General features: G+C 60.4%; 25 protein-coding genes. 17 read left to right on the top strand and 8 right to left on the bottom strand.

Going from position 1 to position 21931, the window contains the following annotated elements:
• Positions 1-49: 49 nt before the first annotated feature.
• Positions 50-895 carry an S-formylglutathione hydrolase gene (gene fghA, locus AB8A50_RS16125; RefSeq protein ID WP_439078284.1) on the top strand — a complete coding sequence of 282 codons (846 nt, stop codon included), beginning with the start codon at positions 50-52 and terminating at the stop codon, positions 893-895.
• 13 nt (positions 896-908) lie between these two features.
• Here the strand turns inward: fghA and AB8A50_RS16120 are convergent, their stop codons facing one another.
• Positions 909-1421: a DUF3280 domain-containing protein gene (locus tag AB8A50_RS16120; RefSeq protein ID WP_410001845.1), complete on the bottom strand. Its 513-nt coding sequence runs from the start codon at positions 1419-1421 to the stop codon at positions 909-911.
• Between the two features lie 130 nt (positions 1422-1551).
• Here AB8A50_RS16120 and AB8A50_RS16115 point away from each other — a divergent pair, with 130 nt between their 5' ends.
• The 6 genes from AB8A50_RS16115 to AB8A50_RS16090 all read left to right on the top strand — a co-directional run bounded on the left by AB8A50_RS16115 (position 1552) and on the right by AB8A50_RS16090 (position 6999).
• Positions 1552-2733: an ABC transporter substrate-binding protein gene (locus AB8A50_RS16115; protein ID WP_439078283.1), complete on the top strand. Its 1182-nt coding sequence runs from the start codon at positions 1552-1554 to the stop codon at positions 2731-2733.
• The gene (locus tag AB8A50_RS16110) at positions 2733-3722 is read left to right on the top strand and encodes a YVTN family beta-propeller repeat protein (protein ID WP_439079984.1); all 990 of its coding nucleotides are present in this window, start codon (positions 2733-2735) and stop codon (positions 3720-3722) included. Before AB8A50_RS16115 ends, AB8A50_RS16110 begins: the two co-directional genes overlap by 1 nt.
• The gene (locus tag AB8A50_RS16105; protein ID WP_439078282.1) at positions 3719-4540 is read left to right on the top strand and encodes an ATP-binding cassette domain-containing protein; all 822 of its coding nucleotides are present in this window, start codon (positions 3719-3721) and stop codon (positions 4538-4540) included. The genes AB8A50_RS16110 and AB8A50_RS16105 overlap by 4 nt, the downstream gene beginning before the upstream one ends.
• Positions 4537-5385, top strand: coding sequence for an ABC transporter permease (locus AB8A50_RS16100; RefSeq protein ID WP_439078281.1), 849 nt, complete (start codon positions 4537-4539; stop codon positions 5383-5385). The genes AB8A50_RS16105 and AB8A50_RS16100 overlap by 4 nt, the downstream gene beginning before the upstream one ends.
• On the top strand, positions 5382-5990 hold the full coding sequence (locus tag AB8A50_RS16095) for a hypothetical protein (protein ID WP_439078280.1): 609 nt from the start codon (positions 5382-5384) through the stop codon (positions 5988-5990). The genes AB8A50_RS16100 and AB8A50_RS16095 overlap by 4 nt, the downstream gene beginning before the upstream one ends.
• A 439-nt stretch (positions 5991-6429) precedes the next feature.
• Positions 6430-6999 carry a TMEM175 family protein gene (locus tag AB8A50_RS16090; RefSeq protein ID WP_439079983.1) on the top strand — a complete coding sequence of 190 codons (570 nt, stop codon included), beginning with the start codon at positions 6430-6432 and terminating at the stop codon, positions 6997-6999.
• A gap of 94 nt (positions 7000-7093) precedes the next feature.
• Here the strand turns inward: AB8A50_RS16090 and AB8A50_RS16085 are convergent, their stop codons facing one another.
• Both AB8A50_RS16085 and AB8A50_RS16080 read right to left on the bottom strand, forming a co-directional pair.
• A complete protein-coding gene (locus AB8A50_RS16085) occupies positions 7094-7648 on the bottom strand; it encodes a PQQ-dependent catabolism-associated CXXCW motif protein (protein WP_439079982.1) in 555 nt (184 codons plus the stop codon).
• A 2-nt stretch (positions 7649-7650) separates the two neighbouring features.
• Positions 7651-8547, bottom strand: coding sequence for a substrate-binding domain-containing protein (locus AB8A50_RS16080; RefSeq protein WP_439078279.1), 897 nt, complete (start codon positions 8545-8547; stop codon positions 7651-7653).
• Positions 8548-8703: 156 nt separating this feature from the next.
• Here AB8A50_RS16080 and AB8A50_RS16075 point away from each other — a divergent pair, with 156 nt between their 5' ends.
• Both AB8A50_RS16075 and AB8A50_RS16070 read left to right on the top strand, forming a co-directional pair.
• Positions 8704-9630 carry a quinoprotein relay system zinc metallohydrolase 2 gene (locus tag AB8A50_RS16075; protein ID WP_439078278.1) on the top strand — a complete coding sequence of 309 codons (927 nt, stop codon included), beginning with the start codon at positions 8704-8706 and terminating at the stop codon, positions 9628-9630.
• Positions 9631-9685: 55 nt separating this feature from the next.
• Positions 9686-10516, top strand: coding sequence for a quinoprotein dehydrogenase-associated SoxYZ-like carrier (locus tag AB8A50_RS16070; protein ID WP_439078277.1), 831 nt, complete (start codon positions 9686-9688; stop codon positions 10514-10516).
• Positions 10517-10542: 26 nt separating this feature from the next.
• Here the strand turns inward: AB8A50_RS16070 and AB8A50_RS16065 are convergent, their stop codons facing one another.
• Positions 10543-10884 (bottom strand): hypothetical protein, encoded by a 342-nt coding sequence (locus AB8A50_RS16065; protein WP_175366352.1) that lies wholly within the window; start codon positions 10882-10884, stop codon positions 10543-10545.
• Positions 10885-10987: 103 nt separating this feature from the next.
• Here AB8A50_RS16065 and AB8A50_RS16060 point away from each other — a divergent pair, with 103 nt between their 5' ends.
• Positions 10988-11344, top strand: a complete 357-nt coding sequence (locus tag AB8A50_RS16060; RefSeq protein ID WP_231079391.1) for a hypothetical protein — start codon at positions 10988-10990, stop codon at positions 11342-11344.
• A 3-nt stretch (positions 11345-11347) separates the two neighbouring features.
• Here AB8A50_RS16060 and AB8A50_RS16055 read toward each other — a convergent pair whose 3' ends face one another.
• On the bottom strand, positions 11348-11557 hold the full coding sequence (locus tag AB8A50_RS16055; RefSeq protein ID WP_068734580.1) for a hypothetical protein: 210 nt from the start codon (positions 11555-11557) through the stop codon (positions 11348-11350).
• 79 nt (positions 11558-11636) lie between these two features.
• Entirely contained in the window at positions 11637-12509 is an 873-nt protein-coding gene (locus AB8A50_RS16050; protein WP_439078276.1) for a hypothetical protein, read from the bottom strand.
• A 174-nt stretch (positions 12510-12683) separates the two neighbouring features.
• Here AB8A50_RS16050 and AB8A50_RS16045 point away from each other — a divergent pair, with 174 nt between their 5' ends.
• The gene (locus tag AB8A50_RS16045) at positions 12684-12992 is read left to right on the top strand and encodes an EthD family reductase (RefSeq protein ID WP_231079394.1); all 309 of its coding nucleotides are present in this window, start codon (positions 12684-12686) and stop codon (positions 12990-12992) included.
• An 87-nt stretch (positions 12993-13079) separates the two neighbouring features.
• Here the strand turns inward: AB8A50_RS16045 and pqqA are convergent, their stop codons facing one another.
• Both pqqA and AB8A50_RS16035 read right to left on the bottom strand, forming a co-directional pair.
• Positions 13080-13160: a pyrroloquinoline quinone precursor peptide PqqA gene (pqqA, locus tag AB8A50_RS16040; protein ID WP_081421972.1), complete on the bottom strand. Its 81-nt coding sequence runs from the start codon at positions 13158-13160 to the stop codon at positions 13080-13082.
• A 120-nt stretch (positions 13161-13280) separates the two neighbouring features.
• Positions 13281-14258 (bottom strand): helix-turn-helix domain-containing protein, encoded by a 978-nt coding sequence (locus AB8A50_RS16035; RefSeq protein WP_170849575.1) that lies wholly within the window; start codon positions 14256-14258, stop codon positions 13281-13283.
• Positions 14259-14704: 446 nt separating this feature from the next.
• Here AB8A50_RS16035 and xoxF5 point away from each other — a divergent pair, with 446 nt between their 5' ends.
• The 6 genes from xoxF5 (at position 14705) to AB8A50_RS16005 (ending at position 21930) form a co-directional block, all read left to right on the top strand.
• Positions 14705-16510, top strand: coding sequence for a lanthanide-dependent methanol dehydrogenase XoxF5 (gene xoxF5, locus AB8A50_RS16030; RefSeq protein WP_093757023.1), 1806 nt, complete (start codon positions 14705-14707; stop codon positions 16508-16510).
• Between the two features lie 107 nt (positions 16511-16617).
• Positions 16618-17109 carry a c-type cytochrome, methanol metabolism-related gene (locus tag AB8A50_RS16025; protein ID WP_231081034.1) on the top strand — a complete coding sequence of 164 codons (492 nt, stop codon included), beginning with the start codon at positions 16618-16620 and terminating at the stop codon, positions 17107-17109.
• Between the two features lie 101 nt (positions 17110-17210).
• On the top strand, positions 17211-18320 hold the full coding sequence (locus tag AB8A50_RS16020) for an S-(hydroxymethyl)glutathione dehydrogenase/class III alcohol dehydrogenase (protein WP_089266009.1): 1110 nt from the start codon (positions 17211-17213) through the stop codon (positions 18318-18320).
• Positions 18321-18396: 76 nt separating this feature from the next.
• On the top strand, positions 18397-18960 hold the full coding sequence (gene gfa, locus AB8A50_RS16015) for an S-(hydroxymethyl)glutathione synthase (protein WP_093757021.1): 564 nt from the start codon (positions 18397-18399) through the stop codon (positions 18958-18960).
• 443 nt (positions 18961-19403) lie between these two features.
• The gene (locus AB8A50_RS16010; protein WP_439078275.1) at positions 19404-20270 is read left to right on the top strand and encodes an ABC transporter substrate-binding protein; all 867 of its coding nucleotides are present in this window, start codon (positions 19404-19406) and stop codon (positions 20268-20270) included.
• A gap of 49 nt (positions 20271-20319) precedes the next feature.
• Positions 20320-21930 carry an amino acid ABC transporter permease/ATP-binding protein gene (locus AB8A50_RS16005; RefSeq protein WP_439078274.1) on the top strand — a complete coding sequence of 537 codons (1611 nt, stop codon included), beginning with the start codon at positions 20320-20322 and terminating at the stop codon, positions 21928-21930.
• The last annotated feature ends 1 nt before the right edge of the window (position 21931 follow it).

Genomic DNA, 21931 nt, shown 5'->3' with positions numbered 1-21931 from the left:
CACTTGTTTCGGCGATGTCGCATCGCTGCCGCACCCAACCTGTAGAGTCATGACCATGCAGACAGTTTCGCTCAATCGATCATATGGCGGCACACAGGGTGTCTACAAACACGCCAGTCGCGAGACCGGAACTGACATGACATTCTCGGTCTATGTGCCGCCGCATCAGGACGGCGCCAGGCTGCCCGTGGTCTGGTATCTCTCGGGCCTCACCTGCACCCACGCCAATGTCACCGAAAAGGGCGAGTTTCGCGCCGCATGCGCCGAATTGGGGTTGATCTTCATTGCGCCGGACACCAGCCCGCGCGGTGCCGATGTTCCCGGTGACGCCAACAATGCCTATGACTTCGGGCTCGGCGCCGGCTTCTATGTCGATGCCACCCAGGAGCCGTATGCGCGCAACTATCGCATGTGGAGCTATGTGACCGAAGAGCTGCCACAGCTTGTGGCCGATCAATTCCCGATCGATGGCAGTCGTCAGTCGATTCTCGGCCATTCCATGGGCGGGCATGGCGCGCTGACCATTGCGCTGCGTCATCCCGATCGCTACCGCGCGGCCAGCGCTTTCGCTCCGATCGTGGCGCCGTCGCAGGTGCCGTGGGGGATCAAGGCGCTTGGCGGTTATCTCGGCGACGACAAGTCTGCCTGGCGACAGCACGACGCGGTTGCTCTGATCGAGGACGGCGCGCGATTCCCCGAATTGCTGGTCGATCAGGGCGACGCCGACAATTTTCTGACCGAACAATTGCGGCCTGAATTGCTGCAGAGCGCCTGCGACAAGGCAGGCATTGCGCTGACGCTGCGCCATCAGCCCGGCTACGATCACAGCTACTATTTCATCTCGACCTTCATGGCCGATCATCTGCGCTGGCACGCGGCGCGGCTCAAGGGGTGAGCTGCGGCTCGCGTTACTGGGGCTGCGGGGCGCCGTAATTCGGAGCGAGCAGGCGGTTGCGCACCAGATAGCTCGTCGCGCGCGACCAGCTTTCGTCGGTGTTGCCGCGCAGGTCAGCGCTCATTGTGGCGACCAGCCGCCCGGTGTGAACATTTCGCAAGGTGATGTTCATATTGAGGATCAGGTTCGAGACTTTCTGTACGAGCCCCGTAATGACGAGGTCGGCACCGATCTGCTGCGCGAGTTGTACGTCACAGCCGCCGCATGCCTGTAAGTTCCGGCCTTGCGCCGCAACATTGAGGGATGACATGTCCAGCAGCTCGAAACGGCCGGATTGCTTCATCTCCTCGCGAAGCTGGTCGGCAGCATGGAGTAGTCTTGCCTGCTCGTCGCTGCGGCGTCCCTTCACCTCGCCTTCGAGGCTCGTATCCAGCCATTCGAAATTGAACACCGCCACTTTAGGCGCTGCGGCGTGAGCCGTCGCTGTCATCATCAGTAACAGCACGGTGATCGATAGGGCTCTCATCGCGGACCTCGCATCATTAAAATGCAACGCGTCGGCAGAATCCGAGGTTGCAAGCTACGATAATTGGTTCATGTTTCAAGCACGAGACCCTTCACCGGCGCCAAGCCGGGAAGGAGTATCCGGAGGGAACATGATACGGTGGTTGATCGGCGCGATCAGTCTCTGCGCCGTGACGTCGTCTGCGCTGGCGGCCGAGCCGCTGACGATCAGCATCGGTTATCTCGGTCAGGTCGGCATCAAGGCAACTCTTTCGCTGGTCGAATTACCGTCCGAGAACGATGGCATCGCCGGCGCGCGGCTCGCCATCGAGGACAACAACACCACTGGCAGGTTCCTGAAGCAGCAGTTCGGGCTGGACGAGGTCCGTGTGAAGGAGGGCGACGATGTCGCCGGAGCCGCACGCGATCTCGCTGGCCGCAGCACCTTCATCATTGCCGACCTGCCGCCCGATGCATTGCTGCAGGCGGCCGACGCGGTGCGTGACCGCGGCGGCATCCTGTTCAATGTGGGCGCTGCCGACGATCGGCTGCGCGAGGCGGACTGCCGGGCCAATGTGATCCATATTGCGCCGACGCGATCGATGCTGGCGGATGCACTGGCTCAGTATCTGGTGTGGAAGCAGTGGAAACGCTGGCTGCTCGTGGTCGGCTCGCATGACGACGATCGGCTTGAAGCCGACGCCTATCGCCGTGCCGCCGCCCGGTTCGGCGCCAAGATCGTGCAGGAACGTGTCTTCGAGGACACTGGCGGCGCACGGCGTACCGATAGCGGCGTCACACTGATCCAGCGCCAGATCCCGGTCTTCACACAACAGGCACCGGCCTATGACGTCATGATCGCCGCCGACGAGAGCGAAGTCTTTGCCTCCTATTTGCCGTATCGCACCTGGGATCCGCGGCCGGTCGCGGGATCGGCGGGCCTGGTGCCGACTAGTTGGCATGCTGCACAGGATCAATGGGGCGCGGTGCAGATCCAGAACCGCTTCACCAAACTGAATGCGCGCCGCATGACAGCGCGCGACATGCAGGCCTGGCTCGCGACCCGCATGATCGGCGAAGCCGCGTCCCGCACGAATTCGGGCGACGGCAAGGCCATTCTGGCGTTTCTGAAGTCGCCCGATTTCTCCATCGCCGGCTTCAAGGGGCAGCGGCTCACGATCCGCGACTGGAACCTGCAGCTACGCCAGCCGATCCTGCTGGTCGACGGGCGCATGGTGATCTCGGTCTCGCCGCAGGACGGCTTCCTGCATCAGGTCTCGGAGCTCGACACGCTCGGTATAGATCGTCCGGAAAGCAAATGCAGGCTGCAATGATGATGAACAGATCGAAGATGCTGTGTCGTGTCTGGCTATGTGGAGCGGCGGCATGGCTTGCAACGGCAGTGCCTGCATCGGCCTTTCTCGCTTATGTGTCGAACGAGAAGAGTAACACTGTCTCGGTGATCGACACCGATAGCTGGACCGTCACCGCGACCATCAAGGTCGGTCAGCGTCCGCGCGGCATCGAACTGACGCGCGATGGCAAATCGGTACTGGTCGCGGTCGGTGACGACGACACCATCCAGATCATCGACGTCGCCAGTCAGAAGGTGGTCGACTCGCTGCCATCCGGTCCGGATCCCGAGCTCTTTACCCAGGATGCCGCGGGCAAGATTCTCTATGTCGCCAACGAGAACGACAACACGGTGACGGTGATCGATCTCGAAAAACGCGTGCGCATGGGCGACGTGCAGGTCGGTGTCGAGCCGGAAGGCATGGCGATCAGCCCCGATGGCAAGATCCTGATCAACACGTCCGAAACCACCAACATGGCGCATTTCATCGACACCGCGACGCGCGAGATCGTGGCCAATGTCCTGGTCGACGCGCGCCCGCGCTTCGCCGAATTCAAGCGCGACGGCTCGGAACTGTGGGTGTCGTCCGAGATCGGCGGCACGGTGTCCGTGATCGATCCCGCCAAGCGGGTCGTGACCGACAAGATCGAGTTCAATATTCCCGGTCTGCGGCGCGAAGCCATTCAGCCGGTTGGCATCGGCATGACCCGGGATGCCAAAACCGCTTTCATCGCGCTCGGCCCTGCCAACCGGATCGCTATCGTCGATGCGGCGACCCACAAGGTGATCAAGTATCTGCTGGTGGGCCAGCGGGTCTGGCACATGGCGTTTACCCCCGATGAGAAATATCTGCTGGTCACCAATGGCGTCTCCAACGATGTCTCGGTCATCGACGTCGCGGCGCAGAAAGTCATCAAGACCATTCAGGTTGGCGAATTGCCCTGGGGCGTCGCCATGGCACGGCCATGACCACAATCGACACATCCCGCCCTGAACAGATCGCGCACGACGCGCCGGAGCCAATTGACGTTTCGGCGATCACACCCGCTCTGTCGGTCGCAGGCATCAGCCATTGCTATGGCCGTCGGCAGGCGCTGTCGGATGTCTCCTTCAATGTCGCACCGGCGAGTTTCACGGCTCTGCTCGGCCTCAATGGCGCGGGCAAGAGTACGCTGATAGCGCTGATCACCCGGCTGTTCGGCATTCAAACTGGACGGATCAGCGTATTCGGCCACGACATCTGTGATGCGCCGAGCGATGCCTTGCGGCTGCTGGGTGTGGTGTTTCAGCCGCGTACGCTCGATCTCGATCTGTCTGTCATGCAGAACCTGCTCTATCATGCGGCACTGCAAGGCATCGCGCGGCGCGAGGCTCGCGTGCGCGGCGACGAGGTGGTCGCGCGCATCGGCCTTGCCGACCGGGTGAACAGTCGGGTGCGCGATCTCTCCGGCGGACAGATGCGACGTCTCGAGATTGCCCGCGCATTGCTGCACCGGCCGCGGCTGCTGTTGCTGGACGAAGCGACCGTTGGCCTCGACGTGCAGGCGCGCGCCGATATTCTTGCACATGTCCGGATGCTGGTCGCCGAACAAGGCATCGGCGTGCTCTGGGCAACCCATCTGTTTGACGAGATCACCGCCAGCGACGATCTCGTCGTGTTGCATGGCGGTCACGTGCTCGCGCGCGGTTCCGTCACGCAGATCCTGGGCGAAACCGGCGCTCCCAATTTCGACATGGCTTTCCGGGGCATGACCGAGGCGGCCGATCGGGGCGGGAGGTCATCGTGAGTACGACATTCGTCACGCATGAGTGTCGCAAGCTGGGTTTCGGCAATTATGTCACCTGCCTCAACGGCATCCTGTGGCGCGAGGCGTTGCGCTTCCTGCATCAGCGCGAACGTTTCGTTTCGGCGCTGGTGCGTCCGCTGGTCTGGCTGTTCATTTTCGCCGCCGGCTTTCGGCAGGTGCTTGGTATCTCGATCATCCCGCCTTACGAGACCTATATTCTCTACGAGGTCTATATCGCGCCCGGCCTTATCGCGATGATCCAACTGTTCAATGGCATGCAGTCCTCGTTGTCGATGGTCTATGACCGCGAGATGGGGAACATGCGGACGCTTCTGGTCAGCCCGCTGCCGCGCTGGTTCCTGTTGGTCTGCAAATTGCTGGCCGGGACCGTCGTCTCCCTGCTGCAGGTCTATGCGTTTCTCCTGATCGCATGGTTCTGGGACATCGCTCCGCCGCTCATTGGCTATCTCACTGTTCTACCGGCACTGATCCTGTCCGGATTGATGCTGGGATCGCTGGGCATGCTGATCTCGTCGCGCATCAAGCAATTGGAGAATTTTGCGGGGGTCATGAACTTCGTGATCTTCCCGATGTTCTTTGCGTCGTCCGCACTCTATCCTTTGTGGCGCGTGCAGGAGGGCAGCCCGATGCTCTATTATCTCTGCCTGTTCAATCCCTTCACCCATGCGGTCGAACTGATCCGCTTCGCGCTCTATGACAAGGTCAACTGGGTCTCCCTTGCCGTTGTCGCGGGCTGTACCGCCGTATTCATGATCGGTGCAATCATTGCTTACGATCCCGGCCGCGGCCTTGCCCGCCGGGCACCAGCCGGGGGCGAGACATGAACAGACCGATCGGCATCATCACAGCACTCTTGTTGATCTGGTCGGGCACGGCGCAGGCCGCCGATCCGCGTTATCCCGACTGGCCGTGCGTTCAGGCTAAGGTGCCGGAAATCTCGCTGGCTGCCGTCTGGGCCGGACCGTCGATCGATGATGTCGCCAGCGCCTGGAAGGACGACGCGGAGGTCAGTGCGCTTGTCGAACGTCTGGCGACACGGCGCGTACCCGTTGAGGAAGCGCAGAAGGCGATCACGGATTTTCTCTCGCGATCGCCGGACAAGGCCAGGTCAGGCAAACTGGTCTTCGCCGGGCTGTTCGACAGTCTGAACGCGCAGCGCGCGACGGTGCTGGCCGGTCTCGAACGCGTCACGCGCAAACAGCGCGAAGCCGCCGATCGCGTCCGCGCCGACACGGCCATGCTGCAGTCGCTGCAGAGCGCATCGCCACCCGATCAGGCGAAGATCGACGAACTCAACAACAAGCTGCTATGGGAAGCCCGCATCTTCGACGACCGGCGCCGCGTCGTCACCTTCGTCTGCGAGGTGCCGACGCTGATCGACCAGCGGCTATTCGCGCTCAGCCGCACCATCCAGCAGGAGATGGAATAACATCGCGTGCCAGGGCGTGGACTCATTTGAGTGTAGCCAAATTCGGATTGATACGGGTTTGACGAACGCCAGATAGTTGGCTGTGAGTTCGTCGTATCAGGTCGCGACGCGCCGATATTGCTCCGGTTTGGACGCTCGAAGCACGTCTAAGCCGGTGCCTTCAACCGGCAAAGAACGGAGGACCGTACTTCCGCGATCACCCCGTAAGCGGACATATCCCGGACATGCCAAAATCGACGTGAATGACCGAACTCGGACATGGCGGCCTGTCCCTACAGCGACCAACGTGCTTTGATGATCACCATCGAAGCGTCGCGACTTCTTACCCTGCCCACACCGGCAATCCATGTCCCACAATCCAGCAGCTGAAAGCATGTCCAGGTCTCGTGTCCGGCGGCTTTGAGGGGGAGCGAGCTTGAAGCAGATCGGCCTTTTCGAAATGCGCCGATTGGAGGCGTTGAGCAACACCATCTTCGGCGTTGCGATGACGTTGCTCGCCTACGATCTGCCGAAGGCCAGCAGGTTCACAAAAGCGCCGGCCTGGATGGAGCTTGTCGGTGCCTACGCACAACCTGTCATCGCGCTGATGATCAGTTTCATCGTGGCCGGCGTGTTCTGGCTCAGCCATCATCGGCGACTCACTTTCGCGCCGGAAGGCAGCCGCGGCGAAGTCTTCCTCAATCTGGTCTTCCTGCTGTCGATTGTCATGCTTCCGGTGACGAATGGACTTTACGGCGCGTATCGGCTCGATAGTGTCGTCGCAGTAAGCTACGGCTTCCATCTGACAGTCATTGCCAGCTTGAACGCGCTGCTATGGGCTCTGGCGCTGCGAGGTCGCCGCAATTCCGAGTTGCTGGCAATCGCGGTCTTTCCGGTCTTTGCACTCGTGCTCGCAACGGTGATGGCCGCCGTCGCTCCGTTCGTTGCGCAATTCATGTGGTGCCTGGCCTTTGGCGCGCCTCTGGCGGGCTGGTTGGCGGCCCGGCGCTGGCCGCCGAGAACGAATTAGCCAGCTCGATCTCCGCCAAGGCTTCCTCGTATGCAATGGCTAACCGCCCTGCGATGGGCGTCTTCCGTTCGCTCCACGTTTATGAGTCCACGCCCTAGTTCGCCGGCGGCCGCGGTTCAGGCTGCGCATCCGCCAGCGGTAGATCCTCCAGCTCCCAACCATCGGTGCCTTCCGGATACCAGACGACATTGCTGTACCCGTAAGACACCGCGCGCTTTGCGGCATTCCACGACATCCAGCAATCGGCTTGACAATAGATCACGAGCAGCGCGTCTCGCCGGCCGGCAGATGCGCGCGCGAGACCATCCCGCAGATAGGCCTCAGTCTCGGTGGCCAGCCTGCCGTAGCCGGTGTCGGGCAGCCACAGGCTGCCCGGAATGTTGTGCCGCGGTTTGTCGCGCCAGACTGTTTCCGGCGGCAAATTGGCCGGCTTCGGTGGACGCGGCATGACATCAATGAAAGCGCCACGTTTGTCGCGCCAGATCGCCTCGGCGTCTTTCGTCGTGATGACGCGTCCGCCTTTCAGCGTCGCCGGCACCGGCGTGCGATAATTGTCGGTGCGATAGTCATCGGGCTCGGGGACGATATCCTGGGCCCGGGCCGACGTGACCATCACCAGTGCCATCGCGAGAAGGATGGCGTAACGCATGGTCACGGCGACTTGGCTGCCGCCTCCGGCCCGATCGGACGATTGTTCTCATCGAGAATGGGAACGCCGAAATCGAGCAGGACCTTGTTGATGGCCGGCTGGTTTTCCTGAATCAGCCGGTTGAGTTGCCGCTTCCAGTTCTGATCCGCGGAGCGCACGCCCATGCCGATGCGATAGACGAGGCGCGGCCCGGTGGTTTCCTTGACCAGCGGCGTGACATGAAGCGGAGGATTGGCGTTCTTGGCGTAGAAGCCCGCCATGGGCCCCCACAGAATCGCAGCGTCGATATCGCCGGATGTGAGGTCCTTGATCATGGCCAGTGCCGATGAATCAATGCGGGTATCGATCACCAACGGATAGGGCTTCGCATTCACCATCAGGCCGTTGACCGCCATATTGGTGGCCGGCGGCGTCCCAGCCACGATGCCGATATGTTTGCTCTTTAACCTGGCGTCATCCAGTGTCGTGACATCATCGAGACCGGTGCCGGTCTTCGACACCAGCGCATAGGCCGTCCGGTAATAGGGATTGGTCCCCTGGACGAGGTCGTCGCCCTGCGGGAAGCCCATGATGACATCGCAACGATGCGCGCCGAGAGTCATGCGAACGAAGCCCGTCGCCTGCGGGAAATAGACGTAATCGAGCTTCTTGTTCAGTTTGGCTGCGAACAGCTCGGCGAGCTTGTTCTCCAAGCCCTCGCCCTTCTCATTCGAGAACGGCATGTTACGCGGATCGGCGCAAACACGCAGCGACTGCGGATCGACCAGTTCAATCGAGAGATCGTCGGTCGCAGCAGTCTGGCCAAGCGCGGTGCATATGCCCTCAAGCAACAGCGTACCTGCAAAGAGCGACGTGAGTAGCGCGCGACGTGTTCCGGATCGTTCCGCTCGGTGCTGCATGCGCTACCTGCCGTTCACATTTGATGGGTGACACGACAAAAACCTAGGCCTCTCGTTTTAAGCGTGCAAGATGCAATGGAGCGCTTCCGATGTTGCGCCGCACTTTCCGGGTGATTGCAGGATCGCTGCTTGCCCCGGAGTGATATGGAGATGCAAATGACATCTCGCTTTGCGATGCATGCAGCGCTCATCATGCTGGCAATGCTCGCGTCTGCTCGCGCGCAACAACAGACTTTGGCGATCAGTGAAATCGCACCGGGCGTCTTCGTGCATCAGGGGCGCATCGCCTTGATGTCGTCGGACAATGACGGCGCCATCGCCAATATCGGCGTCGTGATCGGCGAGCAGGCTGTTGCCGTGATCGACACCGGGGGCAGCGTGCGGGAGGGGCGACAATTGCTGGCTTCTATCCGCGCGCGCACAGACAAGCCCATTCGCTACGTCATCAATACCCATGGTCATCCCGACCATATGTTCGGCAACGCCGCCTTCGTCGCTGACGGAACCGAGTTCGTCGGCCATATCAGGCTGCCGCAGGCACTGGCTGCACGCGGACAGTATTATCTCGACGCCTTCAGGCGCAGCATGGGTGATGCACTGATCGATGACGTCCGTATCGTACCGCCAACCCGACTCGTCGATGGAGAGCTCGTCCTCGATCTCGGCGGGCGCACACTTATCGTGAAAGCCTGGCCCACCGCCCATAGCGATAGCGACGTCACGGTATTCGACACGGCGACGAAGACGTTGTTCGCTGGAGATCTGGTCTTTCTCCGCCATATTCCGGTGCTCGATGGCAGCATCCAGGCGTGGCTCAAGCTGCTGGACGATCTCGCGGCGCTGCCGGCCGAACGCGTCGTTCCCGGCCATGGTCCAGTGAGCGATTGGCCGCAAGCCCTCGCGGGCGAACGCCGGTATCTCGAAACACTCGCGTCCGGTATCCGCAAGGACGTCATCGACGGCAAACCGATCGCGGTCGCTACGAAACATGCGGCAGAAGCCGAACGCGGCAAATGGGAGCTTTTTGACGACTATAACGTCCGCAACGCAACTGCAGCATACTCACAATTTGAATGGGAATGACCGCCGGTTGGGGTAGTATCAAGCGCGTCGCTTCTTCCCTTGCGAGGGCCGTACCATGCCGGAATTTGCAATCCGCAGCGTCTGTGCCGCCATCCTGCTGAGCGCCTTACTCAGTCCGCATTCTGTGTCCGCGGCCGGTCCGGAGCCTTACGATCCATGGCCGGGGCTGGTGCAGGATATTTTCGACGGCCGACCGATGGAAGACGGCAGCAACCTGATTGCACTCGAGATGCCGACGCGCGCGGAGGATGCCGCGATCGTGCCGGTGACGTTGCGCCTCAAGCCGATATTCGACGCGCGCCCGCGGGTGGTGACGATCACGCTGGTGATCGACCAGAATCCGGCGCCCATGGCGGCGAAATTCAAGCTCGGAGCGGACGCAAATGTCTCGGAGATTTCAACCCGTGTCCGGATCAACAATTACACCAACGTCCATGCCGTCGCTGAGACCGGTGACGGCAAGCTCTATGTGGTGCAAACCTATGTGAAGGCATCCGGTGGCTGCTCTGCGCCTGCGGCGAAGAATGCCGAAGAGGCCAAGGGCCGGTTGGGTCAGATGCGCTACAGGGAGTTTGCCGGAGCGCAAAACGAGGAAAAAAGCGGTACGCGCGAGGCGCAGGTTATGATCGGCCACCCCAATAATTCCGGCCTGCAGATGGATCAGGTCACGCAACTCTATATCCCGGCCCTCTATGTCGACCGGCTCCAGCTTTGGCAGGACAACAGCCCGGTCCTGTCGGTGGAGGGCGGGATCTCGATCTCCGAAGACCCGAATATTCGATTCACTTACGTCTCAAATGGCGCAAAGACGTTCCGCGCCGAGGCCAAGGACACCGATGGACATCAGTTCAGGCATGAGTGGAAGGTTAATGGCTCCGGCATGTAACGCAGCGCATCATGCAGAGCATAGCGCTAGAAGCAGCGCACCTCAGCCTCGGCCTGGGCGCGCCTGACATCATTGATGGCGCTGTTGGCCTGCTCCGAGGTCCGGAACTGGGCGCTCAGATTGCCGCGCACCTGCGACATGCTCAGCGCCGTTTCCGCCGTGATGTAGCGGGTATAGGGCACCAGCGACGCCACGACATCGATCGAGCATGAGCATTGTTCGATCGATTGTCGGGTCTCGCCATTCGCTTTCATGCAGCCAAACACATATTCGGCGCGGGCGGAGGTCGGATAGTCATTGACCTCCGCGGCTCTTGCCGACCCCGACAAAACGGTAACGGCCGCAAACGCGACGAGATATCCTGTCATTCGATCGGGTCCCACGAGAGCCTCGCAAAGCTGGCGAAGACGACTGGCAAACTATACTAAGAAAACGAAACGGCTCAATAAGCCGAACAGATATGGAGGGGACATGTCACGCGCATCTCTATCGATGGCTGTCATATTGTTGCTCATGGCAAGCCAAGCTCATGCTCAGGGCAAAGCCGGCAAGGGCATTCGGCTCTGGAACCTGACGACATCAACCATTACCGGGTTCCAGCTATCCCCAGCTGGAAAGCAGCAATGGAGCGCCAATCTGACATTGGCGGACAAGGATAAGGAAGTCGATCACGACGAGCGGCTGCGCATCACGGGGATAGAGCCCGGCAGTTACGACGCCAAGGTCAGCTATTCCGAGGCGCGCCAATGTCTGGTCAGGAATATCGAGATCAAGGCCGATGCGGTATTCTCGATTGCGGACAAGGACCTGCAGGACTGCAACAAGTAGCGATCATGCCTTGTCGTGGCTATGCGGATATTCGCAGCGCCACTTCACCGCGGTCCATTTCGGATGTTCGCCGATCCACTGGGCGATGTAGGGCGGCGCCGCCATCGCGCATTGATGCAGCGAGAAGTCCGCCGTGAACGACAGGTTCCGCTCTTCGCAGGTGTTTGGCGACATCACCGCGCAGACTGTCAGGACCAGATTGATCATATTCATGTCGGCATCCCAGATCGTTCACCGGACGATAACATCTGAAATACGCGCCCGTCAGCGCGAAGTTTCGGCGATTTCCAGGCTAAAAATTGATCCCGTAAACCAGACGGGCCTGGTGACGCTCAAAATTGACCAGATCCAGCGACGATCCCGGCACCTCGGAGCGGCCCCACACTTGCGTGCTCCAGCTTGCGGTCAGTCGTGATCGGTCCGAAAGCTGGACATAGGCGGTTGGCCCGACGAACAGCGCCTGACCGGACAGTTCGCCAAGACCGATCCCTTCATATCGGCGCATATAGCGCGCCTCGCCGCCGAGAAGGATGCCGGGGCGCACCTGCATCATGACGCCGAGCGCCGCTCCGATGCTCGCCTCGCGTTCCCGCGTTCCGGTATCGACATAGCGCGTCCATTCCGGCTGATAGATCAGATTGAGTGCCGCAACAGCAACGTCAGGGACGATCTCTCGATCGAAGGCCAGCGTCAGCCCGGTGCCGTAGCTCCTGACCCGCGCTGCGCTCGTCTCGTCGATCCCGTTGAACTGCGCGTCGATCGCCAGCGTCATGCCGACGGGGGCCGTGTCGCGATCGAGAAATCTGTAGCGAAAGTCCAGCGATGCCCCCTGCCAGGCCAGCGTGCGCTGATCGGCGAATCCGGGAACACCAGTGATCCGATGGGCCGAGAAACTGCTGCCGATCTCGATGCGGATGTCCTTGGCGGGAACGAACTCCAGTTCGAATTCCTGCTCGCCCGCGCGATAGCGACCGCCGGATTTGCCGAATCGCCCGGTCGTCTCGCTCTGGAATTCCCGCTCGCCCACCCGGCCGACGTCACTGCCGATCATGAAGCCGAAAATATGCTCGGTATCGATGTCACCGGCCTGTGCGCGCGGCACGGCCAGCGTGCTGAATGCAAGAATCGCCGCGTAGACTGTCCTGACGCCGCGCTGCACCTGCATCCAATCCTGTCATCGAAGAGAGGCGTATATATAGAGATAACGCACCGCGCGAGCCTAGCCGAAATTGGCTCAGCCGCGAAGACGCCCTGCGATTGACTTGAACATCGCACCAGGATCGGCTGCTATACGCATGCGGCGCGCCGTTAGTGCCAATAGTCAGGGAAGGATATGTCCATGGCGAGACTCCTGGTCCTCTACAAAACACCGAAGAAGCCCGCAGCCTTCGACAAATACTATCAATCTGTACATATCCCGCTGGCAAAGAAGATTCCGGGGCTGAGACACTATGGTGTCAGCACAGGGGGCGTCACAACGCCGACGGGAGACAGCGATATTCATCTGGTCGCGGCGCTGGATTTCGAAACGGTTGCGGCGCTCAAGCTTGGCCTCGCCTCGCCGGAAGGGCAGGCTGCAGCAGGCGACCTCGCGAATTTTGCGGATGGCGGCGTAGATCTTTTGATCTTCGATACGAAGGACGCCTGATAGCCGCAACGCGGGTTCAGCGGCCTCTGCCCGGCTCACAAACCGCAGTCTGCGAGCCGGGAGAGATCGATCAAGACGATCAATCTGTTACTTACGGGCCGCGCAGGCGTACATGTTGATTTCCATGCCGACCTGCACTTCCACGATCTTCGGAGTCTTCCAGCTCATCTTGGTCTCCTCAGAGTTTGCGCGATGATTGCGCCGTCGCACGATAAGCAGTGAGGCGACGTCTTTCAACTTAACTCATCAGGTTGCGGCGCGAAATGTGCACGTGCAACCGAAGTGAAACTACACTTCCTCGGTGAGCGCAGGCCTCTGATGGCCGTGATGCGCCTTGTGTATCGCGGATGGAGCCACGCCAAAATATTTCCGGAACACGCGACTGAAGTGCGAGGAACTTGAGAAGCCCCAGGAAAATGCGACGTCCGTGATCGTCTTTCCGTTCTGCGCTTCCAGCTCCTGCCGGCAATTCTGCAGCCGCGCCTGCCAGATATAGTCGCTGACGGTTATTCCGCGGTCGCTGAACAGCATATGCAGATAACGTTTGGTGCAGTGCAGTGCAGACGAAATCTGATCGATGCTGAGCTCGGGGTCCCGCAAGTGTTCCCGAATGAAACCCTGCGCACGGACATACATGGCTTCCGGCCCGACACGATCAAGCGTCATGTCGACTTCCCGCAGCGGCAACAGCAACAGATCAATCAGTGAATCGGCAACACCGATGGCACTGTTTGGCGATAGTCTGGTCGCTTCGTGGAAAGCGGCCTGTACGAATTCGTGTGCGATGCGCCCGGTGCCGGCGCGCGCCGACAGTTTGCAGGCGGCCAGATTTCCCGCACCGAGGCCGCGCTCATGCAGCAACTCCTTCGGTACGATCACGACGTCATGGCGTGTAAAGGCCGGGCTGACGATGGTATGCGGGCACGACACGTCATAGACGAGGCAATCGCCAGGCCCGATATCGATCCGGCGACTGTCCTGTTCGAAATGCGAAACGCCATAAGTTTGGAACACGATCTTCACGTAGGGATGGTCGCTTTGCCGAATTCGCGGGGCCGCGTGGCCGATTCGATGCTGGCTCGCCTCGATGTGACACAATTTCAGCCGCGAAACCGATGTGCAGCTGATCAGCGCATCGAATGTGGATGCTTCCAGCGGATCGATGTCAAAACGCCCGCACAGATCGGTCAGGGCATCTGACCAAACCTGGATCTGCCTTGTCGGCGTCAATCCGGATGTGCTGAGAGAACTAAGCGTATCGGACATGAACAATTCACCGATGAAAGGTCATCACGTAACAATTCGTCACGAGAAGAACTATACTTACAGAACGAAGCACATATCGAACGAAGCACATATGGAAAAATGTGCGAAACAATATGTAACGGCACAGCCCGCAGCTCGTGAATTGTGGTCAGAGTAACTCACTTCTCCTTGTCGATCCTCTGACTCGATACCAGCCCCGTCAAGTGAAACATCACCCTTAGGTCGCAGTGCGGCGATCCGTGTGCAGTGCGAAAGGCGCGGGCTTTCCAGATACCTTTCAGATTTTTCGTCAATGTACGAGAAAATTATCTTGCACGGGTTCTCTGTCGAGCAAGCCTGCTTCGCTCTTGGGCAAGTACGCAGCAGCGGATCTTGCTACTCATAGATACCAAAATGAAGCTGGGCCGCTTGACGAGACCCGGCATTATGTCTGGGAGGACATCACGATGCGAAAGGTGCTGCTTGCGACCTGTCTTGGCACAATGGCGGCCTCTGCCGCAGGCGTTGCCATCGCCAATGATGAACTGACAAAGATGGCGCAGAACCCGAAAGACTGGGTCATGCCAGCGGGCGACTACGCCAATACGCGCTATTCGAAGCTGAACCAGATCACGGCGGCTAATGTCGGCAAGCTGCAGGTGGCCTGGACCTTCTCTACCGGTGTTCTGCGCGGCCACGAAGGCGGTCCGCTGATCATCGGCAACATGATGTATGTGCATACGCCGTTCCCGAACAAGGTCTACGCAATGGACCTGTCGCAGGATAACAAGATCGTCTGGAAGTATGAACCGAAGCAGGATCCGAACGTCATTCCGGTGATGTGCTGCGACACCGTCAATCGCGGCGTCGCCTATGCGGACGGCAAGATCTTCCTGCACCAGGCCGATACCACGCTGGTCGCACTCGACGCCAAGACCGGCAAGGAAGTTTGGACCGTCAAGAACGGCGACCCTGGCAAGGGTGCAACGGGCACGTCGTCCCCGCTCGTGGTCAAGGATAAGGTCCTGATCGGCATCTCGGGCGGCGAATTCGGCGTTCAATGCCACATGACCGCCTATGACCTGAAGACCGGCAAGCTCGCTTGGCGCGCCTTCTCGGAAGGACCGGACGACCAGATCATGGTGGATCCGGAGAAGACCACCGCACTCGGCAAGCCCGTCGGCAAGGACTCCAGCATCAAGACGTGGCAAGGCGATCAGTGGAAGATCGGCGGCGGCTGCACTTGGGGCTGGACCTCCTACGATCCGGAGCTGAACCTTGTCTATTACGGCTCGGGCAATCCCTCGACCTGGAATCCGAAGCAACGGCCGGGCGACAACAAGTGGTCAATGACCATCTTCGCGCGCGATGCCGACACAGGCATGGCCAAGTGGGTCTATCAGATGACTCCGCATGACGAATGGGACTATGACGGCGTCAACGAAATGATCCTCAGCGATCAGCAGATGAACGGCCAAAACCGTAAGCTGCTGACGCATTTCGATCGTAACGGCCTCGCTTACACTATGGACCGTGTCACCGGCGAATTGCTGGTTGCCGAAAAATACGATCCGAAGGTGAACTGGACCACCGGTGTCGACATGAACAAGTCGTCGCCGACCTACGGCCGCCCGAAAGTGGTCGATCAGTACTCGACCGAGAAGCAAGGTGAAGACGTCAACACCAAGGGCGTCTGCCCGGCGGCACTCGGCACCAAGGATCAGCAACCCGGAGCCTATTCGCCGGATACCCAGCTGTTCTATGTGCCGACCAACCATGTCTGCATGGACTATGAGCCGTTCAAGGTGAACTACACCGCGGGCCAGCCTTATGTAGGTGCAACGCTGTCGATGTACCCGCCCCCAGGCGAAACCCATATGGGCAACTTCATTGCCTGGGACAACAAGACCGGCAAGATCGTCTGGTCCAACAAGGAACAGTTCTCGGTCTGGTCGGGAGCGCTCGCCACTGCCGGTGGCGTGGTGTTCTACGGGACGCTGGAAGGCTACCTGAAGGCGGTCGATGCCAAGACGGGTAAGGAACTCTACAAGTTCAAGACTCCGTCCGGCATCATCGGCAACGTCACCACTTACGAAAACAATGGCCGGCAGTATATCGCCGTCCTGTCAGGCGTCGGCGGCTGGGCCGGCATCGGTCTCGCAGCGGGTCTGACGGATCCGACTGCCGGTCTCGGTGCCGTCGGTGGTTACGCAGCCCTGACCAACTATACCGCACTCGGCGGCGCGCTGACGGTCTTTGCACTCCCACAGTGAACTGACGCATCAGTCACCGGCGCATGGCTTCGTCCATGCGCCGGTCTTTTCTGAAATCGAATGCCGAGGACAAGCTATTGCGTCACATCTGGTCTGTCATTGCCACGATTGTTGTCGTGGCCTCCGGGAATACGAGCTTCGCCGAGAATGCCGGCGATCCGAAAGCCGTTAAATCCGAAGACGGCAAGTATTTGGACAAGGAGGGCAATCCGACCTTCAACGTTTCCGCCGATGGCACCATCGACTGGTACACATATTCGGGTTACCGGCGCTATCACTCGGAATGCCACGTTTGTCATGGCCCGGATGGGATGGGATCGACCTACGCACCGGCACTGAAGGACTCGCTGAAAACGATGAGCTATGGCGACTTCCTCGGTGTTGTCGCCAGCGGTCGCAAGAATGTCAGTACGTCGCAGGAAAGCGTCATGCCGGCCTTTGGCGATAACACCAATGTCGCCTGCTATATGGACGATCTCTACGTCTATCTGCGTGCGCGCGCCAATGATGCAGTCGGCCGTGTGCGCCCGGGCAAGCGTGAGGAAAAACCCGCAGCCTATACCGAGGCCGAGAGCGCCTGCATGGGGAAACCACACTGATGCGGATCACAAGCGATCCGCTGACCTGCAGTCCCGGATGACGCGGGCTCGGACCGCACGGGACCGGATGACGCAAGATCAAATGACCGAGGGAGTTGAGAATGAAGACCCGCGCCGCAGTCGCCTTCGAAGCAAAGAAACCGCTTGAGATCGTCGATATCGATCTCGAAGGGCCGAAGGCAGGCGAAGTTCTGGTCGAGATCAAGGCGACCGGCATTTGCCACACCGATGCCTATACGCTCGATGGTTTCGACAGCGAAGGCATCTTTCCTTCCATCCTCGGCCATGAGGGCGCAGGTATCGTGCGTGAGGTCGGTCCCGGCGTCACCTCGGTCAAGCCCGGCGATCATGTCATTCCGCTTTACACGCCGGAATGCCGGCAATGCAAAAGCTGCCTGAGCCAGAAGACCAATCTCTGCACCGCGATCCGCGCCACCCAGGGCAAGGGCGTGATGCCGGACGGGACCTCGCGCTTCAGCTATCAGGGCAAGCCGATCTACCACTACATGGGCTGCTCGACCTTTTCGAACTTCACGGTGCTGCCGGAGATCGCGGTGGCGAAGATCCGCGACGACGCCCCGTTCGACAAGAGCTGCTATATCGGCTGCGGCGTCACCACGGGTGTCGGCGCCGTGGTCAATACGGCGAAGGTCACGCCGGGCTCCAATGTCGTCGTGTTCGGCCTCGGCGGCATCGGCCTCAACGTCATTCAGGGCGCACGGATGGTCGGAGCCGACAAGATCGTCGGCGTCGACATCAATGACGACAAGGAAGAATGGGGCCGCCGCTTCGGCATGACCCATTTCGTCAATCCGAAGAAGGTCGATGGCGACATTGTTCAGCATCTGGTGGGGCTGACCGATGGCGGCGCCGATTACACCTTCGACTGCACCGGCAATACCACGGTCATGCGCCAGGCGCTTGAAGCCTGCCACCGCGGCTGGGGTGTTTCCGTTGTCATTGGCGTCGCGGAATCAGGAAAAGAGATCGCGACCCGGCCATTTCAGCTCGTCACAGGTCGCGTCTGGAAAGGCACAGCCTTCGGCGGCGCGCGGGGTCGTACCGACGTGCCCAAGATCGTCGACTGGTACATGAACGGAAAGATCGAGATCGATCCGATGATTACGCATGTGCTCAAGCTGGAAGAGATCAATAGGGGATTCGATCTGATGCACGAAGGAAAATCGATCCGATCGGTGGTCGTGTTCTGAATGCAGGCTGCAACACCAGAGTGCCAATACAACAATGCTTCACACAAGTGACGCATCATACCAGGAGGATAGACTGATGACTGTTCATATCCACCCGTCCGTTGACGGCGGTGTCAAACAAGGTTCGGGCCATTTTGCCGGCGGAACGCTGGTCTGCAAATGTAGCGACAAGCCGGTCAAGGTTGGTGTCAAAGGCGACGTCGCTCATAACCACGCCTGCGGCTGCACCAAATGCTGGAAGCCGAGCGGCGCGACGTTCTCTGTCGTCGCGGTGGTTCCGCGCGAAAACGTCACGGTACTGCAAAACGGCGACAAGTTGCGCATCGTCGATCAGGCCGCAACCATTCAGCGCCATGCCTGCACCGGATGCGGCACCCACATGTTCGGCCGCATCGAGAACAAGGGACATGCGTTCTATGGCCTCGACTTCATTCATCCTGAATTATTCGAAGAATCCGGCTCGGCCGCACCGGGCTTCGCCGCCTTCGTCTCGTCGGTGATTGAATCCGGCGTGAAGCCGAGCGACATGACCGCAATACGGTCACGCCTCAAGGAACTGGGACTCGAGCCTTATGATTGCCTTTCGCCTGCGCTGATGGATGTCCTCGCCAATCACGTGGCAACGGCCAAAGCGGCCTGAGTCAACACAGGATATGAGCATCCGCCGGTAGCGACATGTCGCCACCGGCGTTGCTATTGGTGATTTGCTCCGGCAAGGGGCTTCGACTTTGTGGGTCACCCGAATAATCGCGCTTCGGCCTCGATCCGATCGGCCCGCTGCATTGTGCGACAATACTCACAGCATTTGACTGCACGGCGGAGTCGATGGCTCGACGACCGCTTCTGGCGGGCAGCCGACATGCGGCGGGCCTCGCCGCCCATTAATGTGGCAGCTCTGCCCAAATCATGGGAGCGGACGATCCAAATTATTGTACGTCCCGGGACAAGCTTTCTGCGGACATGCGCCCGTAGGCTTCTTCGAGGTTAGGAACATGGTTCAGGCCATGACAACGTCGAAGGAGCGATCGAATGGTCAAGTTGCATTTTGCTGACATCCGTAGGCTTTGGCCTGAAACGGGCGCGATGACCGGATGGCGTGCGGCGGCAGTGGGCGCGCTATTGGCGGTCGGCACCTTTGTTCCGATGTCCGCGCAGGCGGCCGTGCCGGCGGCTTGCGCGGAATTGCAGGCAAAATTTCCGGACTGGAAAGGCAAGACACTCGTCAACGCCATTAATCCGCATACACCGGGCTATGAATCGATCGACCCCAAGGATCCCAACAAATATATCGGTTTCGATATCGATCTCGGCGAGCAGATCGGCGAATGCCTTGGCTTCAAGCTGACCTACAAGGCTGTGACCTTCGCGGCCTTGCTGACCACGCTGGCATCGGGTCAGGCCGACATCGTGATTTCCGACATCTATGCCACCGAGGAGCGCGCCAAGGCCGCCGACTTCATCACCTATTCCAAGGTGTTCGACGGCGTGCTCGTCGCCAAGGGTAACCCCAAGAAGATCACCGGTATCAACACCTCGCTGTGCGGCACGGCTGCGGCGGAAAACACCGGCTATGTCGAAGTGCCGCTGATCCAGGCGCTGGGGCCGGAATGCAAGAAGGAAGGCAAGACGGAGCCGACCATCCAGCTCTATGACAACAATGCCAACTGCATCCAGGCGATCCTTGCTGGCCGCGCTGATACCTATATCAACGACGTCAACACCGTCGACAACGCGGTGAAAGCCTATCCGGACAAGCTCGAGAAGGCGGTCGCGGTGACGATCCCCTATCAGGTCGGCATCGCCGTGCCGAAGGACAAGCCCAAGTTCCGCGATGCAGTGAAGGCCGCACTCACCGAGATCTACAAGTCCGGTGATCAGCTCGCGCTGCTGAAGAAGTGGAAACTCGATCCGGAAAACCTGATGGAGCCCGGCCTGCTGACGGTGAAGTAACGCCGGCCCGCAAGCAAGGATCACTCTCACGTAAGGGCTTTCTGCCTCCATGGAGCTGTTCCTCCACTATCTCAGCATGCCGTATATGATCGAGGGTATCCAGGCGACCTTGCAGGTCACCGCCCTCGGTCTGTGCGGCGGGCTGATCCTCGGTGTGATCCTGGCATGGATGCAGCTCAGCAGGTTCAAGCCGCTGGCATCCTTCGCCCGGGTCTATGCCGTGATCTTTCGCGGCACCCCGCTGATCCTGCAGATGGTGTTTGCCTATAACGCCCTGCCGCAGATTGGCATCAAGCTTCCCGCCATTCTCGCCGCTGGCCTGGCGCTGGCCTGCAACGAAGCGCCGTTTATCGCCGAGATGCTGCGCTCCGGCGTGCTCGGTGTTGACCGCGGCCAGGTAGTGGCCGGCCAGGCGCTCGGCATGACTCCGGGCGTCCTGATGCGCCGGATCATCGCGCCGCAGGCGATCCGGTCGATGATCCCCGCTTTCGGCAACGAGGCTGTCAGCGCGCTGAAGAACTCGTCGCTGGCTTCCGTCATCGCTGTGCAGGAGCTGACGCTGCGCTCGACGCAACTGGCGTCCTCGACCTTCGATTTCTTTTCGATCTTCTTCGCGTCGGGTTTGATCTATCTGCTGCTCACAGCGGCGATCGCCGGAATCCAACTGCTTCTGGAATGGAAGTTCGACCTCGATCGCACGACCAGGCAGAACCAGTTCATGCGCTTCATGCCGTGGTATCGCGCGCCTGGCAGCGACGATCCGCTGGCGCCGCAGGCCGACATGTCGCCGGAAATCCTGCCCGACGGCGGTGTCGCCGAACTGCCGCCGCCGCGGATGCGGCCGGAACGCGCCGATCGCACCAAACGCACGGAGATGCTGGCGCGCAACAATGTCGCCGTCGAGGTCTCCGATCTCCGCAAGAGCTACGACAGGAACGTGGTGCTCGACGGCGTCGACATCACGGTCAGGATTGGCGAAGTGATCGCGCTGCTCGGACCAAGTGGCTCTGGCAAGAGCACGTTGCTCCGCTGCATCAACAATCTCGAACTGTGGAACGGCGGCGCCATCAAGGTCGCCGGCCGCCAGCTCGGCTTCAACGCGCATGGCAAGCCGCTGTCGCCGCGGCTGCTCGCGAATGCCCGCGCCGAGGTCGGCGTCGGCATGGTGTTCCAGCAGTTCAACCTGTTCGGCCACCTCACGGCCAAGGAGAACATCGCCGGCCCGCTGCGCTGGGTGCACGGCGTCGCGCGCGCCGATGCCGAGCGCCGTGCCGATGAACTCCTGGCGCGCGTCGGGCTCAGCCACCGCGCCGATGCGCTGCCGCGGCATCTGTCCGGCGGCCAGCAACAGCGCGTCGCCATCGCCCGGGCCATCGCGCCCAATCCAAGCGTGCTGTTGCTGGACGAGCCGACGTCGGCGCTCGATCCCGAATTGGTCAACGAGGTCCTCGAAGTGATCCGCAGGCTCGCCGTCGAGGACGGTCTGACCATGATCATCTCGACGCATCAGCTGCGCTTTGCCAGCGAAGTGGCCGACCGTGTGGTGCTGCTCGCCGGAGGCGCGATCATCGAAGAAGGCCCAGCCAGCGAAGTCCTGACCAATCCGCGCAATCCCGTCGCGCAGCGTTTCCTCAATGCGATGGAGGCGGAAGTCTCGTGAT

The organism is Tardiphaga sp. 841_E9_N1_2 (assembly GCF_051811065.1).
Lineage (GTDB): Bacteria > Pseudomonadota > Alphaproteobacteria > Rhizobiales > Xanthobacteraceae > Tardiphaga > Tardiphaga robiniae.
This window is presented reverse-complemented; position numbering and strand designations above follow the sequence as displayed.

What these genes read in the sequence shown, in the direction of transcription:
- AB8A50_RS16085 (WP_439079982.1), bottom strand. Translation starts at nt 7,648, where the DNA reads ATGCGTTACGCCATCCTTCTCGCGATGGCACTGGTGATGGTCACGTCG.
- AB8A50_RS16055 (WP_068734580.1), bottom strand. Translation starts at nt 11,557, where the DNA reads ATGAATATGATCAATCTGGTCCTGACAGTCTGCGCGGTGATGTCGCCA.
- pqqA (WP_081421972.1), bottom strand. Translation starts at nt 13,160, where the DNA reads ATGAGCTGGAAGACTCCGAAGATCGTGGAAGTGCAGGTCGGCATGGAA.
- AB8A50_RS16115 (WP_439078283.1), top strand. Translation starts at nt 1,552, where the DNA reads ATGATACGGTGGTTGATCGGCGCGATCAGTCTCTGCGCCGTGACGTCG.
- xoxF5 (WP_093757023.1), top strand. Translation starts at nt 14,705, where the DNA reads ATGCGAAAGGTGCTGCTTGCGACCTGTCTTGGCACAATGGCGGCCTCT.
- AB8A50_RS16110 (WP_439079984.1), top strand. Translation starts at nt 2,733, where the DNA reads ATGATGAACAGATCGAAGATGCTGTGTCGTGTCTGGCTATGTGGAGCG.
- AB8A50_RS16020 (WP_089266009.1), top strand. Translation starts at nt 17,211, where the DNA reads ATGAAGACCCGCGCCGCAGTCGCCTTCGAAGCAAAGAAACCGCTTGAG.
- AB8A50_RS16060 (WP_231079391.1), top strand. Translation starts at nt 10,988, where the DNA reads ATGTCACGCGCATCTCTATCGATGGCTGTCATATTGTTGCTCATGGCA.
- AB8A50_RS16070 (WP_439078277.1), top strand. Translation starts at nt 9,686, where the DNA reads ATGCCGGAATTTGCAATCCGCAGCGTCTGTGCCGCCATCCTGCTGAGC.
- AB8A50_RS16050 (WP_439078276.1), bottom strand. Translation starts at nt 12,509, where the DNA reads ATGCAGGTGCAGCGCGGCGTCAGGACAGTCTACGCGGCGATTCTTGCA.
- gfa (WP_093757021.1), top strand. Translation starts at nt 18,397, where the DNA reads ATGACTGTTCATATCCACCCGTCCGTTGACGGCGGTGTCAAACAAGGT.
- AB8A50_RS16045 (WP_231079394.1), top strand. Translation starts at nt 12,684, where the DNA reads ATGGCGAGACTCCTGGTCCTCTACAAAACACCGAAGAAGCCCGCAGCC.
- AB8A50_RS16035 (WP_170849575.1), bottom strand. Translation starts at nt 14,258, where the DNA reads ATGTCCGATACGCTTAGTTCTCTCAGCACATCCGGATTGACGCCGACA.
- AB8A50_RS16075 (WP_439078278.1), top strand. Translation starts at nt 8,704, where the DNA reads ATGACATCTCGCTTTGCGATGCATGCAGCGCTCATCATGCTGGCAATG.
- AB8A50_RS16090 (WP_439079983.1), top strand. Translation starts at nt 6,430, where the DNA reads ATGCGCCGATTGGAGGCGTTGAGCAACACCATCTTCGGCGTTGCGATG.
- AB8A50_RS16120 (WP_410001845.1), bottom strand. Translation starts at nt 1,421, where the DNA reads ATGAGAGCCCTATCGATCACCGTGCTGTTACTGATGATGACAGCGACG.
- fghA (WP_439078284.1), top strand. Translation starts at nt 50, where the DNA reads ATGACCATGCAGACAGTTTCGCTCAATCGATCATATGGCGGCACACAG.
- AB8A50_RS16105 (WP_439078282.1), top strand. Translation starts at nt 3,719, where the DNA reads ATGACCACAATCGACACATCCCGCCCTGAACAGATCGCGCACGACGCG.
- AB8A50_RS16080 (WP_439078279.1), bottom strand. Translation starts at nt 8,547, where the DNA reads ATGCAGCACCGAGCGGAACGATCCGGAACACGTCGCGCGCTACTCACG.
- AB8A50_RS16005 (WP_439078274.1), top strand. Translation starts at nt 20,320, where the DNA reads ATGGAGCTGTTCCTCCACTATCTCAGCATGCCGTATATGATCGAGGGT.
- AB8A50_RS16065 (WP_175366352.1), bottom strand. Translation starts at nt 10,884, where the DNA reads ATGACAGGATATCTCGTCGCGTTTGCGGCCGTTACCGTTTTGTCGGGG.
- AB8A50_RS16010 (WP_439078275.1), top strand. Translation starts at nt 19,404, where the DNA reads ATGACCGGATGGCGTGCGGCGGCAGTGGGCGCGCTATTGGCGGTCGGC.
- AB8A50_RS16095 (WP_439078280.1), top strand. Translation starts at nt 5,382, where the DNA reads ATGAACAGACCGATCGGCATCATCACAGCACTCTTGTTGATCTGGTCG.